This window comes from Pseudomonas sp. AK106 (assembly GCF_053903055.1).
In genome coordinates this window covers 4,392,424-4,408,268 of record NZ_CP096426.1, presented here as the reverse complement: position 1 = coordinate 4,408,268, position 15,845 = coordinate 4,392,424, and the positions used below count along the sequence as shown (strand labels likewise).

The following is a 15,845-nucleotide window of genomic DNA, read 5'->3' as shown; positions in this document are numbered from 1 at the left end:
TCCGCCCATCCAGAATTGAAGGACATCGCTTGAAGCTTCTTCTTACCTTGCTCCTGGTCATTTCCCTCAGTGGCTGCAGCGAATTGCTGTTCTACCCGGAACGCGGTTTGCCGCTGACGCCGGACAAGGCCCACCTCGCCTGGCGCGATGTCACCCTTACAGCGGCCGACGGCACCAAACTCAACGCGTGGTTTCTGCCGGCCAAGCCCGGCGTACCGGTAAAGGGCACGGTGCTGCACCTGCATGGCAACGGCGGCAACATGGCGTGGCATCTGGCGGGGAGCTGGTGGTTGCCGGAGCAGGGCTATCAAGTGCTGCTGGTGGATTATCGCGGCTATGGTCGGTCGGAAGGTGAGCCGAGTCTGCCGGCCATTTATCAGGACATCGACGCGGCGTTTGACTGGCTGAACGCGGCGCCTGAAGTGCAGGGCAAACCGCTCGTGGTGCTCGGCCAAAGCATCGGCGGCGCGCTGGCGGTGCATTACCTGTCCGAACATCCGCAGCAGCGCGCGCGGGTCAAGGCGCTGGTCCTCGATGGGGTGCCGGCGAGCTATCGTGAGGTCGCCCGCTATACCCTCAGCACGTCGTGGCTGACGTGGCCCATCAAACGGCCGCTATCGTGGGTGATCCCCGACGGCGACAGCGCCATCAACGGCATGCCGCAACTCAAGGGCACGCCCATGCTGCTGTTCCAGAGTCTGGACGACATGCAAGTGCCGCTGCACAACGGCATCAGCCTGTATCAGGCCGCGCCACCGCCGCGCGTGCTGCAACTCACGCGCGGGCCTCACGTGCAGACCTTCGGCGACCCCACTTAGCGCGAGGTGATGGTTCGCTATCTGGACGATCCGCAGCACTTCAACGGGCTGCGCAGGCTGGGGGAAATTCCGAATTATCCTGATCCTCAAACGGGCAAGGCGGCACCGGCTCCTCAACCGTGAGCAGAGCAGAGTGCACAAGGGGACTTGCATAAGGGGACTGATTTATTTACAACGCTTCACCGTAAATTAATCTGTCCCCGGCGGTTGAACTAGCGGTTTAAAAGGCCGGGCGTTTTTCACTCCTACTCAGACCAAAGATTAAAGAGCTCGCCGCCAAAAATCTTTAGGCCGTCCTCCCTGTGCATAAGGGGACTCATAAGGGGACTGATTTATTTACAACGCTTGACCGTAAATTAATCTGTCCCCGGTGGTTGAGCTAGCGGTTCAAAGGGCAGTGCCTTTCTACTTATCCTCACGCTAGTTCAAGGGGGCCGTCCCAATAAGCTACTGTAAGCTGTCCGCCTTAACGCGAAAGAACTCAAAGGGAATTACTCCCTGCTTCTATTCTTATTTTTATTTTTTGTCTCTTTAAGTTTGTATTCTGCCGCGCGAGCAACATGCTTGTTTTGATCATTAAGTAGTCTTTCCAATATTGTAATTGGTGCTTCTTTGTTGGCGGCCACTGCTATGCGTACAACATAACTCTCATCCCAAGATAGAATTTCGAAGAGCGCCGGTGACAGCTTTCTTTTTGCTGCAATGAACTGCCGGACGGTGCTATCAAACTGGCATAGTTCTTCTAAGATCTCTAATGGGACACTTTTATTATGCGAATCCCATCGCCTGGAGTTCGGGTATTTTTTTATTACATCGCGCCATACCGAAATCGGGGCCTCCTCAGTTGCAGCTCTATCGTATTCACTTATGATGGAGCTATTCCGTAGCGCTACAAACTCCTCAGCAGATGTAATCATTTTTAACCTTACACTTAAAAAATCTGAAATTTATATTCTTTCTGACTCCGCTTTTATGCTTGCTCTTATGGCCTCCGTAAATATCAGCATTCACGAGCCACACGCTAGATTCATCTTAGACTTTCAAGCGTTTCCCCGTGGCCTGTTTTATTTACTGTCCACTATTGTTACTTTTTTGGGTCAAGATTGTATTTCGCATAACCCACCTGGAACTAAAGGGGGCCGTCCCCACTAGTCCTAGCCTGTTTGCTCTCCAACTCTTCAATTCTACGCTCGTAGTTTTCCGTCGCCACACAAGCAACGTCTTCGTTCACATCCTGACGCAGTCGGTCAAGGATTTCCAATGGAGTCTTTTTATTGGTACATATTGCGACCCGGACGTCAGAATCCTCATCTTGTGAGAGACGCTCAAACAACGCAGCAGAGAGCTTTCTTTTACGTGCCACGAACCATCTGGTGCTAACATCGAACACACATAGCATTTCAAGAATCTCCACCGGCACGGTTTTATTGTGCGCAACCCATCGCCTGTGATCGGGAAATTTTTCTATCACATCCCGCCATACGGCAATTGGCGCTTCCTCCATGGCGGATCTGTCGTATTCGGCCTTTATCTCACTGTCGCGCAGCGCTACAAATTCTTCGGCAGAATTAATCATTTTATATCCTTACACTTTAGCGATTTGAAATTTACGAATTAAAGGGGTCCGTCCCCTTTTGTCCCCCTCTGGTCTTAAGCACGGTTGCTTTTAAGGGCTATTCTTTTTCTAGCGGCCGCCGAGACAATCGGATCTTCATCTCCTGCTAGCTGAACTAGGATGTCTTCTGGCGCTTTGGGATTGCAGGCAATTCTGTGCCGGATGATGATGCTTTTATCACGAGCTAGCTGCTCGAAAATCGCTCGGTTTATCCTTCTTTTGATGGCAATTTCCCAGCGCACGTGCATATCGTCGCATAGGCATAGCCGTTCCAATACGTCCACCGAGATCGTGTGATTATAAACAACATCTCGGCTTAGTTCAGGGTACTTTAGCAGTACGTCGAACCAGACCTCATCAGGCGCTGGATCAAACGCCTTCGCGTTTTCATCCTCGATTTCGCTCTCTACGTACCGCTTAAATTCTTCAGCGCTCGTGATCATCATCAGATTCCTTTGGCATCCCGACATTTCATGCCTTTCATAGGCATGACTTTTCCCGTTTTTCCTTTATGTTTATTCATGAAGTCCCCATAAATATTCACATCACGAATATGGATTAAATGGTTGCTATCTTGCTCCATCAATTTCCACGCTGTACCACCGTGACCTTCAGTGTCAGCGGACCACCACATCTCTGTCCCCGTTGCACGATAATATTTAACTAAGGTGCCGTTGAGTTTCGCTTCACAAATGCGATCAAAGCGATTGACCTCCCATTTTTTTCTGCATGCGCGTTTACAGTTTTGATTAGGCTTATCAGATTTTGGTTTCCGCCCTAGTCCGACGGTCGAACTTGCCAGGCCTAACGGATCGACCCAACTGATTGAGTTGGGCCCGTATTGGTAGATGTTCAGTCCACCCAGATACCCAATCGGGTCTTCGCTGATGAAGCGCCCGACCCTTGGATCATAGTACCGATGCCGGTTGTAGTGCAGGCCGGTTTCGTGGTCGTGGTACTGGCCCTGGAAACGGATCGGGTTGGTTAGGCCAGTCTGTTGGGCGAATTCAGAGCGCTGTTCGGTTGCCTCTCCCCACGCTTTGTATTGGGCGCTCCAGGCGGTGTTGCCGGTCTGGTCGGTGATTTCCTGGGGCGTGCCGAGGTGGTCGCATTGGTACCAGGCGAGTGCGTCAATCGGCAGCGCGACGGGTTTGTAGTTCCAAAGCGGGTCTTCTTTGAAGTTGTAGCGACCTTCGTACGTAGGCTGGCTTACGAGACGGATGGTTTCGTGGCGGATGGCCTGGGCCACCGGGACGAAAGTGCCGGGCTCGTGGATGTAGTGGACGGTTCGGCCCAGGGCACCGGCGTATGGCGGAGGACTGCTTTCCCACGCCAGGTTGTCGCCGTCCCAGCCACACAGGGTGAAGCCGCAGCCGAGCTCGCGCTCTTTACGGGCGTGTTCGTTTTCGTTCCAGCCGGTACCGGCTTCGGGGCTCGGTCGGTAGTGGGCTTTTGAGAGTTTGTAGAGGCGACGTCCCAGTGGGTCGTAGCCGAAGTCGACAGTCAGGCGCGAATCTCGGAAATGCGCGAGGCGATCGAAGAGATCCCAGTGAAGTTCGCTGCGCAAGCCGTTGGTCCAGCGCTCGGTCTGGTTCCCGCGTTCGTCGTATTCGTAGTGGCCGCCGGCGTAGTCGCGCAGCAGGTTGTCCACGAGTTTGTTTTGAATTGGTTCTGGGTCGAGTGGGCGGCGGACGGGCGCGGCGGTTTCGTTGCGCAGGTTGCTCGCAGGGTCGAAGGCGAAGGTTTCCACACCCAAGCGACTAGTCGCATTGATTAGCCGGCTGACGGGATCGTAGCGGTAGCTGAGCGGCCCGCGGCGGCTGTCATTGATGTCGGTGAGTTGGCCGGCGGCGTCGTAGGTGTAGGCGCGTTTGATGAGCGTGGATTTGTCGTCTGCTCGTCCTAGCAGTTGTTCTTGGAGGCGTCCCGCCGGGTCCCAGCTTTGGGTTTGCAGGAGTTGGTTGCCTTGGTGGCGGGCGACTTCGCGATGCAGGTCGTCACGCTCGTAACTGAGCAGTTCGTGCTCGTCGAGCTTCATACCCAGCAAATGACCGCTGCCGTAGGTCAGCCAGCTGACGCGATGTCCGTCCGGTCTGATAGTCGCGACGCGGTGGTTAAGCGCGTCGTACTCGTGCTGCCAGACCGCAACCATGGGTTTATCCAGATTCGAGTAATGCTGATGCTCGCGCAGCAGGTTGCCAGCCGGGTCGTGAAACCATTGCAAGCGACTCACGGCGTTGGTTGCCATGACCAGATGGCCATTGCCGTCGTAGGCAAAGGTTTCGCTCTGGGACTGTTCGCCGAGGGTGGCGCGGCGCTCCGTCAAGCGGCCCATCGGGTCGAAGGTCAGTGCGATAGTGCGTTGGCCGTTAACCGTTTGAGCCAGGCGCCCCGTTTCTGGGGCGTATTGATAGCGAGTCGAGCGACCGTCGAAACCGCTCTCTTCCAACAGCCTGCCCACAGGGTCGTAATGAAAGTGCGCGCGGCGTTCGTTTTCGTTTTCCAGCGCAACGAGACGGCCGAGTTTGTCCCAGCGATAGCGCAGGGTTTGCTCGGCGGCGTCCACGCGTTCGGCGATAAATCCCGCAGCGCTGTAACGCCAGGTGGTGCAGCGTTCAAGGCCGTCCGAGTGGGCCAGCAAACGACCTTCGGCGTCGCGACTAAAGCGTTCTTCGGTCTTGTCCGGGTGCTTGATCAGCACTAACTGGCCGGCTTTGTACTCATACGTCGTGCTGTAGCCAGCGGGGTCGGTAAAGCGAACCATCTGGCCGCGTTCGTTGTACTCCCAGCTACTCACCTTGCCCGAGCAGTCGGTGTACTTAACCAGTTGTCCGGCGTCGTTGTAGGCCAGCGCCTTGGTATTCCCGTTGGCATCCTTGATCGCTGTAGGAAGGCCGAACGAGTTGTAGGCGTATTCGGTAACGTTCTCTAGCGGATCGGTCGCCTCGACCAGATTGCCGCGAAGGTCGTAGTTCCGTTTCCAAAGACCACCCTCGCCATCGCTGATCTTGATCAGATGGCTTTTATCGTCGTACGCATAATTCATCACGCTGTGATCAGCGCGAGTGTGCTCGGTCAGATTGCTGAGCTTGTCGTAGCTATACCGGTCGGTGCTGCCGTCGGTGTGGACGTGGCGGATGATGTTCTTGGCGGAATCACGGAAGAACCATTCCGATCGCCCATCGGCGTGGCAAATGCGGTAGGTGTAACCCAGGCTGTCGTAGTAATGCCGGGTTTCATGACCGAGAGCATCCGTGACATAGGTCAGGCGGATGTTTTCATCCCACGCCAACCGAGTATCAAAGCTGCCGTCGTCAGCCCATTCACGGACAGCTTTCGCGTCGGGGCCTGTTCCTTGCCACTGCAAATTCAAACCACGATTGGTGCGGTCGGTGTAGCGAGTAATCAGGTGGTTCTGATACTCGTAGCGCCACGCGGCGCCATTCTCATCCTGAGCCAGAACAAGATCGCAATAATCATCGTACTGATACGCGCACAGTTGGCGTTTGACGTCGCCATCACGTACTTCCCAAACACCCGTCAACCGCCCCTGATCATCGATCAACGTACCCAGGCGCAGATGGACTTTGTTGAGATCCTTCTCCGAGTAAGTTACCAACTCTGAGAGCACCAACCGCCCATCATGCTGATGCTCATGATGGAGCATGACCCCAGCGCCGTTGGGCAGCATCTTGTTGATCAGAACAAACCGTTTGCCCCGCCGAACATAGGTTTCCCTGTGCTCAAGCCCCCGCATCAGCAACAGCCGATCCTTGCTGAGGCGAACGACGGTCAGATTTTCGATGGCATTGAAGTGGAACAGCTTGACCTTGGGCAGAGGGAATTCCTGGCTGCGGCCATCGGCGTCGTGGAAGACCAAGCCATCGCCGACGAGATCAAACCGCGTGGTAAACGGCGTAATCCAGCGTGCGCCAACAACATCCTCATCAAACGCATCCAGACTTGAGCAATAAGTCCGCGTCCATTCGATGGGAAACGGCCCCGGCAAACTGAAATCGGTATGACTGACCGACTCCGAGCCCATTGCAAAACTGATGCTTCCGATTGTAGTAGCGCAGGCACAATCCTTCAGGTCGTTAGGCAGGGCGTTGGCAGGTTTCTCGAACTGAACAGCCTCAAGTTTGCCTTCGCCGCCGCGGCGCTTGGCCTGATTAGTAACTCCCGGCTTGATGTTGAAAGATTGACCATGCCCATTGCGCGCACGCCAACTGACAACCGCACCCTCCAACGTAACCAGTAACGCAGCGATAGAATGCTGAGCTCCGGGATCCGCCAGCCCCGTAATTTGGGTGCGAAGCTGAGGAGCCAGATCACGCAATAACTTGGCCTGCCTGCCCACCTCTTTTTTAACCGCTTCAGGCACAAGGTATTCAGCAGCGCCATTCACCGCGCCCTTGCCGGCAGCAACACAAACCGCCGCAGCCGCAACGAAGATATTGCCGATCGCAGCCTTTGGATCGTAGGCCCACAGATCCCCAGTGGCATGGACCCGCTGCTCCGCTTCAAGCAAATCAGCCTTAGCGTTCAGCTTCGGGTCGACCAGGCTCTCCAGGCCGTCGGCAATCTGAAACAAGACGCCTTCGCCCAGCGCCCCCGCATCTTCAAGAATCCCGGGTAGCTTGCCCTGCGCCTGGCTCACAAAGTCATCAAGTGTCCCGACAATCGTGGCATTCAGGTGCCCGATCAAAATCTCGATCAGCGCATCCCCCAGCACCATCTTCCCCGCCTGACGCATCTCCTGACGCACCAGAAACAGCATCGGCCGCAGCGTCATTCGCGCTGCCGCCATGCCCGGCGGGATGGGGATCATCCCAATCAGATTGATGCCCAAACTCACCCAATCCAGCGGATCGCGCTTCTCACTGGTCGCCAGTCGTGCAATGTCATTCAGCGCATCAACCAGCGCCATGATGTTGCCGACCACCGGCAGCCCGCCGGCGAAAGTCTTGATTCGCTCAAGCGTGACGACCCCGCCGCTGATCTCCTGCAGCCAGGCATCGAAATTGGCCGCACCAAGACCAACGTCTTCGACCTGAATCAGATCAAGCGGAACAACCGCCACTTGAGGTTCGCGTTTCTCGCCACCAACGGGCGGATTTAGGGGGGGCGCCAAAGATGCTCTCCGTGCTCAAAAAACCATCCGGAACGGCGTAAATGCCAGTCCGGGGGCCACGGAGATATCAAGGGCTGTGCCAGCTATTAATTAGCCATTCAAAATCAATAACTTAAGAAATAAAACGGCGGGTTTCAGCGAGCGCCAACCCGGATAACACAGCAAAAGTGCGCAAGAAGTTGCGCACCCCTGCGCAACTTCTTGCGCACTCGCCTACAGGCCAAGAACAACGTGGCCTGTAGAGCATCAGTCACCCTATTTTCAGCAAGGGAGTGCGCAACTTCTTGCGCAGCCCCCAAAAACACGGGGCCCCATCATTGCTCCCTAAAAGCACCTCATCCCAATCCCATCCGGAGAAAAACGCAGCCCACAAAAAAGCCCCGCCTGTCTCTCAACAGGCGGGGCTTTTTATGTGCCGCTACAACCGCATTACTTCATCGAAGAGCGCGGTGCTACTGGCTGGTTGTCGTTGGAAATGGTCACTTCCACGCGACGGTTCATGGCACGGCCCGAGGCGCTGGCATTGTCAGCAACCGGGTATTCCTTGCCGTAACCCTGAGCAACGATACGCTCCGGGCCTACGCCCATCTTGATCAGTGCCATGCGCACGGATTGGGCGCGGCGCTCGGACAGCGAGTCGTTGTAAGCAGCGGAACCGGTGCTGTCGGTGTAGCCCTCAACGATGACCTTGCGATCAGGGTTTTCGGACAGGAACTGGGCCAGCTTGTTGACGTTGACGAGACCGGACGACTTCAGCTCAGCCTTGTTCAGGTCAAACAGGACGTCGCCGAACGTTACCAGCGTACCGCGCTCGGTCTGCTTGGCGTTCAGGCTGTTCTGCAAGGCCTTGATCTGAGCATCACGAGCATCCAGACGCGCCTGTGCACGTTGGGCTGCAGCACCTTTCAGATCGTTTTCAGCGGTCTTCAGGTTGATGGTCTGCTTGGCCAGCTCCACGCGCTGGTTGGTCAGATAGGCCAGCTGATCGACCTTCTTCTGGTCATCGTTGTTGCGGTACGCGGCGTCTGCCTTGTCCAGCCACTCGCTGGCGTCTTTGGTTTCCAGCGCAGCCAGTTCAGTGGCTTTAGGGTTGCTTTGCAGCGCGGAATAGTTGGTGCGGGCTTGTTCCAGGTTCACGTTCGGCTGCGACGAGCACGCCGCCAGACCAACGCTCAGAGCCAGCAGGGCAGGAATAAGTACTTGTTTACGCATAATATTTTCGTCCTTTAACTCAATGGCCAATGCTTGAACTGCGAAGCGTTACTGTGTGACAGGCTGAACCTGACGCATGCCTTCTTCACGCAGCTCATTGACGCCCTGACGAGCATCCTGCACCGCTTTCTGTGCCTTCGCGGCCTGAGCCTTACGCTCGGCTACACGGGCATCCCACTCGGCCTGCTCGGCGTATTTACGAGCTTCGTCGTATTTCTTGTCCTGCATGGCCAGTTCGGCTTGCTTGAACTTGTCCTGAGCGGACTTCATCTCAACGGCAGCGTACTCGGTAGCGCCAGCGGTGACGGCGGCGTTGACGGCCGACTGGGTCACGGCGTACTGCTCGCTTGGAGGATTGCCCGCGCAACCAGCCAGAAGAACGCTGGTGCCCAGCGCCAGTGCAGCCATCTTCAGCCCGCGCAGGCGATTGAACGTTGGTTTGGCAGTGCTGGTGTTCATGGTGGTCAACTCCATTTCTTAACTCCTGAAAACTGGTTGTTCCATTTCAGCAGCAGCCCACGCGGATGGATGGTGTTACGTCACTTCCGCTGTCATCTGACGGCTTTTACTGGAATGGCTAACTGCTCGGACCGCTGCTTTTTTTGAATAGTTCAGACATTTTTCTTAACTTCCGGTCAGCTTTCGTTACGTGTTGTAAAATTGACGCTCGAAAAATGGCGGGGTTTTGCCCGCCAGATTACTGGCCCGGTGCGGCCTGTGGAGCATTTTGCCGGGCCAAAAACGACGTCGTAGTTGCAACCGTCACAGGTCTTCACGATCGGAGATTTCCTGGAGATGGTGTCGAGAAAGCTCGAGAAACCTGGGCGTCGGGCCAACGTCTTCGTAAAGCGGATTGCCTTCCTCGTCGGTGGCGACGACCTGCTGACCGCGCACGTACGGAAAACTCGCCTCCAGTTCTTCCAGCGCGGCGCCGATCAGCTCGCCCAGCAACTCCTCAGGCGTGCGCTTGGGGTACATCTCGGCGATCGCCGCAAGCCGCGCGGCAGCCTCCACGTCCAAATGAATGGCGTAGGCGGTCTCGGTCAGACGGCCTTTGGCGTTCTGTTCCCACTGTTCGGCGAGTTCTCGGATTTTCATACATACCTCATCGGTTCCCGCGCGAGGGCGGGCATTGGACGTGGAGAGCCACGGTGAAGCGTGACTGAGACGGGCTTCACCGGCGGTGAAAGTGCGTCGAGGGTTGCGTAGGGACATCAATTTGTCGCTCTATACACACCAATAGAAACGAAACCCCGCAGGGCGTTCCGTTCGGCAGCAGCGAATGGACCCCCGCAAGGACTCGCCGGTAAAAACAACAAGGCTTAAGGAGAGGGCTGGATGGCTGATATCGATGCACGATTGCGCGAGAATGTTCACCTGCTGGGTGAGCTGTTGGGCAACACCATTCGTGATCAGCACGGCGCTGATTTTCTCGAGAAGATCGAGCGCATCCGCAAAAGCGCAAAGGCTGATCGCCATGCGTCGACCCAAGGCACCGAGCAGCTTAGCTCCAGTCTTGAAGGTCTGGGTGAGGATGAATTGCTGCCGGTGGCACGTGCGTTCAACCAGTTTCTCAACCTGGCGAACATCGCCGAGCAATATCAGCTGATCCATCGTCGCGATGACGGCAAGCCGCAGCCGTTTGAGTCCCGCGTGTTGCCCGAGCTGCTGGAACGCCTGAAGCAGGCCGGGCAGACACCCGAAGCGCTGGCGCAGCAATTGACCACGCTGGAAATCGAACTGGTGCTGACCGCCCACCCGACCGAAGTCGCGCGGCGCACGCTGATCCAGAAGTACGACGCTATCGCTGCGCAACTGGCCGCGCTCGATCATCGCGACTTGAATCGCCACGAGCGGGAGCAGATCACCGAGCGTCTGCAGCGACTGATTGCCGAAGCGTGGCACACCGAAGAAATCCGCCGCGTCCGTCCCACGCCTGTCGACGAGGCGAAGTGGGGGTTTGCGGTCATCGAAAATTCCCTGTGGCAAGCAATCCCCAACTACCTGCGCAAGGCCGATCAGGCGCTGCACGCCGCGACCGGTCTGCACCTGCCGCTGGAGTCGGCGCCGATTCGCTTCGCTTCCTGGATGGGCGGTGACCGCGACGGCAACCCCAACGTGACAGCTGCCGTCACCCGCGAGGTGCTGTTGCTGGCGCGCTGGATGGCCGCTGATTTGTACCTGCGCGACGTCGATCAACTGGCCGCCGAACTGTCGATGCAGCAGGCCAGCCCGGCGCTGATGGAAGCAGCGGGTGACAGCGCCGAGCCTTACCGCAGTGTGCTCAAGCAACTGCGTGAGCGGCTTCGGGCCACGCGCAATTGGGCCCACGCCTCACTGAGTGTCACCCAGGTCGCACCGGAAGACGTGCTGCACGAAAACCGCGAGCTCGTTGAGCCGCTGAAGCTGTGTTTCGACTCGCTGCACCAATGCGGCATGGGCGTCATCGCCGATGGCCCGTTGCTCGATTGTTTGCGTCGCGCGGTGACCTTCGGGCTGTTCCTGGTGAAGCTCGACGTACGCCAGGACTCCACGCGGCACAGTTCGGCCATGAGCGAGATCACCGAATACCTGGGGCTCGGCCGCTACGACGAGTGGGATGAGCCGACGCGCGTCGACTTCCTGCTGCGAGAACTGGACAACAAGCGGCCGCTACTGCCTGCGCATTTCAGCCCTGAAGCGGACACCGCCGAAGTGTTGGCGACCTGCCGTGAGGTCGCGGCTGCGCCGGCGGCTTCGCTGGGTTCCTACGTGATCTCCATGGCCGGCGCGGCCTCCGATGTGCTCACCGTTCAACTGTTATTGAAAGAAGCCGGGCTGCAGCGATCCATGCGTGTGGTGCCGCTGTTTGAAACCCTTGCCGATCTGGATAACGCCGGACCGGTGATCGAGCAGCTGTTGAGCATTCCTGCCTACCGCCGAAGCCTGGAAGGTCCGCAGGAGGTCATGATCGGTTACTCGGATTCGGCCAAGGACGCCGGCACCACGGCTGCGGCCTGGGCGCAGTACCGGGCGCAGGAAAAACTGGTTGAGATCTGCCGCGCCCAAGAGGTCGAGTTGCTGTTGTTCCACGGTCGCGGCGGTACGGTCGGTCGTGGCGGCGGCCCCGCCCATGCGGCGATTCTGTCGCAGCCACCGGGCTCGGTGGCGGGGCGTTTCCGCACCACCGAGCAGGGTGAGATGATCCGCTTCAAGTTCGGCCTGCCGGACATCGCCGAGCAGAACCTCAACCTTTATCTCGCTGCAGTGCTGGAAGCCACGTTGCAACCGCCACCGATGCCGCAACCGACGTGGCGTCAGGTGATGGATGAACTGGCGGCAGATGGCGTGAAAGCCTACCGCGCCGTGGTTCGGGAAGACCCGGAGTTCGTCGAGTACTTCCGTCAGGCCACGCCGGAACAGGAGCTGGGCCGCTTGCCATTGGGCAGCCGTCCAGCCAAGCGCCGCGAAGGCGGGGTGGAAAGCCTGCGCGCGATTCCGTGGATTTTCGCCTGGACCCAGACGCGCCTCATGCTGCCCGCCTGGCTGGGCTGGGAAAACGCGTTGAGCAAGGCGCTGGAACGCGGTCAGGGTGATCTGCTCGCCGAGATGCGTGAGCAATGGCCGTTCTTCCGCACCCGCATCGACATGCTGGAAATGGTGCTGGCCAAGGCCGACAGCGACATCGCCCAGCTCTACGACGAGCGCCTGGTTGAGCCGAAACTGCTGCATTTGGGGACGCATTTGCGCGGCCTATTGTCGCAGGCGTGTGACGTCGTGCTGGGCCTGACAGGTCAGTCCCGACTATTGGCCCACAGCCCCGAAACGCTGAAGTTCATCAGCCTGCGCAATACCTACCTCGATCCTCTTCATTTATTGCAGGCAGAGTTGCTGGCGCGTTCGCGTCAGCAGGAGGCGAGTCTGGACAGTCCGCTGGTGCAGGCGCTGCTGGTGTCTGTCGCAGGCATCGCCGCCGGGTTGCGCAACACCGGCTGACGGGCAGGCAGGCCGGCCGAATGAACACGACCCCTTTCATTCGGCCGGACCTGTGGCGTCGTGGCCGCTGCGGCGTCACCCCGTTGCACGAGGTCTCACCCTTGCGCAGATCGATGCCAAGCTACTGGTTTTTCGCGGGTTACTGCGACTTTCGGCGTCTTGTGCGCCATGAATCGGCTGTGTATCTTGATCAGCCTTTGGCCGTTGGGTCAGTAAAATTTTGCGATTGGCCCCATTTAGGCGAATCCGACGATATCTCTATAAAAATTTGAGGAGCACAACAATGCGCGTGATTCTGCTGGGAGCTCCCGGGGCCGGCAAAGGTACTCAGGCAAAGTTCATCACTGAGAAATTCAACATTCCGCAGATTTCCACCGGCGACATGCTGCGCGCTGCGGTCAAGGCGGGTACTGAACTGGGCCTGCAAGCCAAAAGCGTCATGGACAGCGGCGGCCTGGTCTCCGATGACCTGATCATCGGCCTGATCAAGGATCGCCTGTCCGAGCCTGATTGCGCTGGCGGTTGCCTGTTCGACGGCTTCCCGCGCACCATTCCTCAGGCTGAAGCCCTGAAGAAAGCCGGCCTGGCCATCGATCACGTCATCGAGATCAAGGTCGACGACGAAGAGATCGTCAAGCGCATCTCCGGTCGCCGCGTTCACGAAGGCTCCGGTCGCGTTTACCACACCTTGTACAACCCGCCTAAGGTTGAAGGCGTGGATGACGTCACTGGCGAGCCACTGGTTCAGCGCAAGGACGACGTAGAAGCCACCGTTCGCCATCGCCTGTCGGTCTACCATTCGCAGACCAAGCCTCTGGTGGAGTTCTACACCAAGCTGCAGGCTCAGGACGGGACGCCGAAGTGCAGTCACATCGAAGGCGTGGGCTCGGTCGAACAGATCACCGCCAAGGTGCTTGAAGCCCTGAGCTGATTCGTACTCAAGGCATTGAACAACGGCCCGCTTGCGGGCCGTTGTTGTTTATAATGCGGCACTTTTTTCGCACAACGATGGAAACCTCGATGACCACCTTGCTGGCCCTGGACACCGCCACTGAAGCCTGCTCAGTCGCTTTGCTGCATGACGGCAAAGTGCTGACTCACTACGAGGTGATCCCGCGCCTGCACGCGCAAAAGCTCCTGCCGATGATCAAGGACCTGCTGGCCGAGGCGGGCATCGGCCTGTCGGCGCTGGACGCCATCGCTTTTGGGCGTGGGCCGGGTGCGTTCACCGGCGTGCGCATCGCCATCGGTGTGGTTCAGGGGCTGGCCTTTGGTCTGGATCGCCCGGTGCTGCCGGTCTCCAACCTCGCGGCGTTAGCGCAGCGGGCCTTTCGCGAGCGGGGCGCCACTCAGGTCGCGGCCGCCATCGACGCGCGGATGGACGAAGTCTATTGGGGCTGCTACCGCGAAGTGGTAGGGGAGATGAGGCTGACCGGTGAAGAGGCCGTCATGCCACCCGAAATGGCCACTTTGCCGAGCGGTGCGACGGGCGACTGGTTCGGGGCGGGCACCGGCTGGGGTTATGCCGAGCGCATTGCCGCCGGTGTCAGTGCCCATGACGCCACGCTGTTGCCCCACGCGCAGGACCTGCTCACCCTCGGCACCTTCGCCTGGCACCGGGGCGAAGCCATTGTTGCCGACGACGCCCAGCCGGTTTACCTTCGGGATAAAGTCGCCACACCCAAGGCGCGGTGAGGGCGATACCCTGTCTCACAGGCAGTCGTGAATAAGTCGCACCACGCCCGATCTGCGACCCAGGTCACACTGTTCATGACCGTTCAGCGATAAAACCGCATAAAATTCAGGCTGCTTTAAACAATTCGCAATAAGTGTGGTCTAGTTATCGTTCGCATGTTTGCTTAATAGCCAGCTGCGAGATTAAATTGCCACTATCAAACGCCGAGTAAGCATGATGCGAATCACCGGTCCTTCACCACGTACCTACCCGATCAAGCGCAAGCTTCGCAAGGATTCTGCGGCGCTGGAAGGCTCGTTCGAGGAAGTGAACGAGGAGATCGAGGTGAACCCGCAAGTGGCCCGTCGCCAGACCGGGACCACAGCCAACGTGCCCGCGCGTCAGCAAGACATTATCTTCCCCCGTGCCATGAGCACCCGCGTCGCCCACGCGCTGAGCAGCTACCTGATGACCTCGACCTTCGTCGACTGGGACCTCGAGGTTGCCGGGCTCGATCTTCACGTTTGAACCTCGCTCATCCGCCTTACTACATTGGTTGTCCGTCCTGGAGCGAAAAAGCCTGGCGTGAATCGCTGTATCCGCCGGATGCCCCTGACCTGGAATTACTCGGGTTGTATGCGCAGGTCTTCAATGCCGTCGAGGGCAACACCACGTTCTACGCACGCCCCAAGCCTGAAATCGTTCAGCGCTGGGCGGACGCTTTGCCTGAGCATTTCCGCTTCTCTGCAAAAATCCCCCGCGACATCAGCCATGCTGGCGACCTGCGTGAGCACCTGGTCGCGGTAGAGGATTTCCTGCAACTGCTTGCGCCGCTGGGGTCGAGGCTTGAACCGCTGTGGCTGCAGCTGTCGGCCAGTTTCGGTCCCCATCGGCTGAATGAGCTGGGCGCCTTCATTGATGCACTGGAAGGCCGGCCATTGGCGGTGGAAGTGCGCAACATGGCGTTTTTCACCAAAGGCGAGGACGAACGTCAGCTCAACCGCCTGTTGCTCGACCGCGGCGTCGAGCGTATCTGCCTGGATTCCCGGCCGCTGTTCAGCTGCGTTTCCAGTGAGCCTGCCGTTCTTCATGCACAGTCGAAAAAGCCCAAGGTGCCACCGCGTCCGGCGGCGCTGACGTCCTTCCCCCAGGTGCGCTTCATTGGCGGGCCGGATGAGGCGATCAACGAAGGCTTCATTGTGCAGTGGGCGGAAAAGGTGGCCGGCTGGATCGAGGAGGGGCGCACGCCTTCGGTGTTCCTGCACACGCCTGACAACATCGCCTCGCCCCAACTGGCCCGTCGTTTTCACCATCAGCTCATGACCCTGCTGCCGGGGCTGCCCGACCTGCCGGAGCTGGATCGCGGTCGACAAGTGGAGCAACTCGGGCTGCTCTGAGGTCGAGATAGGGTGGACT

At 58.2% G+C, this 15,845-nt stretch carries 12 protein-coding genes and 1 pseudogene; 6 read left to right on the top strand and 7 right to left on the bottom strand.

The annotated features are described in order from the left end of the window. Nucleotides 1-29: 29 nt before the first annotated feature. A pseudogene (locus tag M1E04_RS19465) lies at nucleotides 30-941 on the top strand (alpha/beta hydrolase). Between the two features lie 368 nt (nucleotides 942-1,309). Here the strand turns inward: M1E04_RS19465 and M1E04_RS19460 are convergent. The 7 genes from M1E04_RS19460 to M1E04_RS19430 all read right to left on the bottom strand — a co-directional run bounded on the left by M1E04_RS19460 (nucleotide 1,310) and on the right by M1E04_RS19430 (nucleotide 9,877). Continuing rightward, entirely contained in the window at nucleotides 1,310-1,735 is a 426-nt protein-coding gene (locus M1E04_RS19460; RefSeq protein ID WP_192132230.1) for a hypothetical protein, read from the bottom strand. 212 nt (nucleotides 1,736-1,947) lie between these two features. Further along, a complete protein-coding gene (locus tag M1E04_RS19455; protein WP_192132228.1) occupies nucleotides 1,948-2,394 on the bottom strand; it encodes a hypothetical protein in 447 nt (148 codons plus the stop codon). A gap of 74 nt (nucleotides 2,395-2,468) precedes the next feature. Continuing rightward, on the bottom strand, nucleotides 2,469-2,879 hold the full coding sequence (locus tag M1E04_RS19450; RefSeq protein ID WP_192132226.1) for a hypothetical protein: 411 nt from the start codon (nucleotides 2,877-2,879) through the stop codon (nucleotides 2,469-2,471). Next, complete coding sequence (locus M1E04_RS19445) at nucleotides 2,879-7,567, bottom strand: RHS repeat-associated core domain-containing protein (protein WP_456291887.1); 4,689 nt, start codon at nucleotides 7,565-7,567, stop codon at nucleotides 2,879-2,881. The genes M1E04_RS19450 and M1E04_RS19445 overlap by 1 nt, the downstream gene beginning before the upstream one ends. Nucleotides 7,568-7,996: 429 nt before the next feature. Next, nucleotides 7,997-8,779: an OmpA family protein gene (locus M1E04_RS19440; protein ID WP_065989904.1), complete on the bottom strand. Its 783-nt coding sequence runs from the start codon at nucleotides 8,777-8,779 to the stop codon at nucleotides 7,997-7,999. A gap of 48 nt (nucleotides 8,780-8,827) precedes the next feature. Next, entirely contained in the window at nucleotides 8,828-9,253 is a 426-nt protein-coding gene (locus tag M1E04_RS19435; protein WP_192132220.1) for a DUF4398 domain-containing protein, read from the bottom strand. Between the two features lie 288 nt (nucleotides 9,254-9,541). Next, nucleotides 9,542-9,877, bottom strand: a complete 336-nt coding sequence (locus M1E04_RS19430) for a pilin assembly protein (RefSeq protein WP_065989900.1) — start codon at nucleotides 9,875-9,877, stop codon at nucleotides 9,542-9,544. 240 nt (nucleotides 9,878-10,117) lie between these two features. Between M1E04_RS19430 and ppc the strand changes: the two genes are divergently transcribed. The 5 genes from ppc to M1E04_RS19405 all read left to right on the top strand — a co-directional run bounded on the left by ppc (nucleotide 10,118) and on the right by M1E04_RS19405 (nucleotide 15,826). Continuing rightward, complete coding sequence (ppc, locus tag M1E04_RS19425; RefSeq protein ID WP_456291886.1) at nucleotides 10,118-12,754, top strand: phosphoenolpyruvate carboxylase; 2,637 nt, start codon at nucleotides 10,118-10,120, stop codon at nucleotides 12,752-12,754. A 283-nt stretch (nucleotides 12,755-13,037) separates the two neighbouring features. Continuing rightward, a complete protein-coding gene (adk, locus tag M1E04_RS19420) occupies nucleotides 13,038-13,685 on the top strand; it encodes an adenylate kinase (RefSeq protein WP_065989893.1) in 648 nt (215 codons plus the stop codon). A gap of 89 nt (nucleotides 13,686-13,774) precedes the next feature. Continuing rightward, complete coding sequence (gene tsaB / locus M1E04_RS19415; protein WP_192132214.1) at nucleotides 13,775-14,449, top strand: tRNA (adenosine(37)-N6)-threonylcarbamoyltransferase complex dimerization subunit type 1 TsaB; 675 nt, start codon at nucleotides 13,775-13,777, stop codon at nucleotides 14,447-14,449. A 217-nt stretch (nucleotides 14,450-14,666) separates the two neighbouring features. Continuing rightward, nucleotides 14,667-14,957: a hypothetical protein gene (locus tag M1E04_RS19410; protein WP_065990261.1), complete on the top strand. Its 291-nt coding sequence runs from the start codon at nucleotides 14,667-14,669 to the stop codon at nucleotides 14,955-14,957. Further along, nucleotides 14,954-15,826 carry a DUF72 domain-containing protein gene (locus tag M1E04_RS19405; protein ID WP_296309779.1) on the top strand — a complete coding sequence of 291 codons (873 nt, stop codon included), beginning with the start codon at nucleotides 14,954-14,956 and terminating at the stop codon, nucleotides 15,824-15,826. Before M1E04_RS19410 ends, M1E04_RS19405 begins: the two co-directional genes overlap by 4 nt. Nucleotides 15,827-15,845 lie beyond the last annotated feature (19 nt).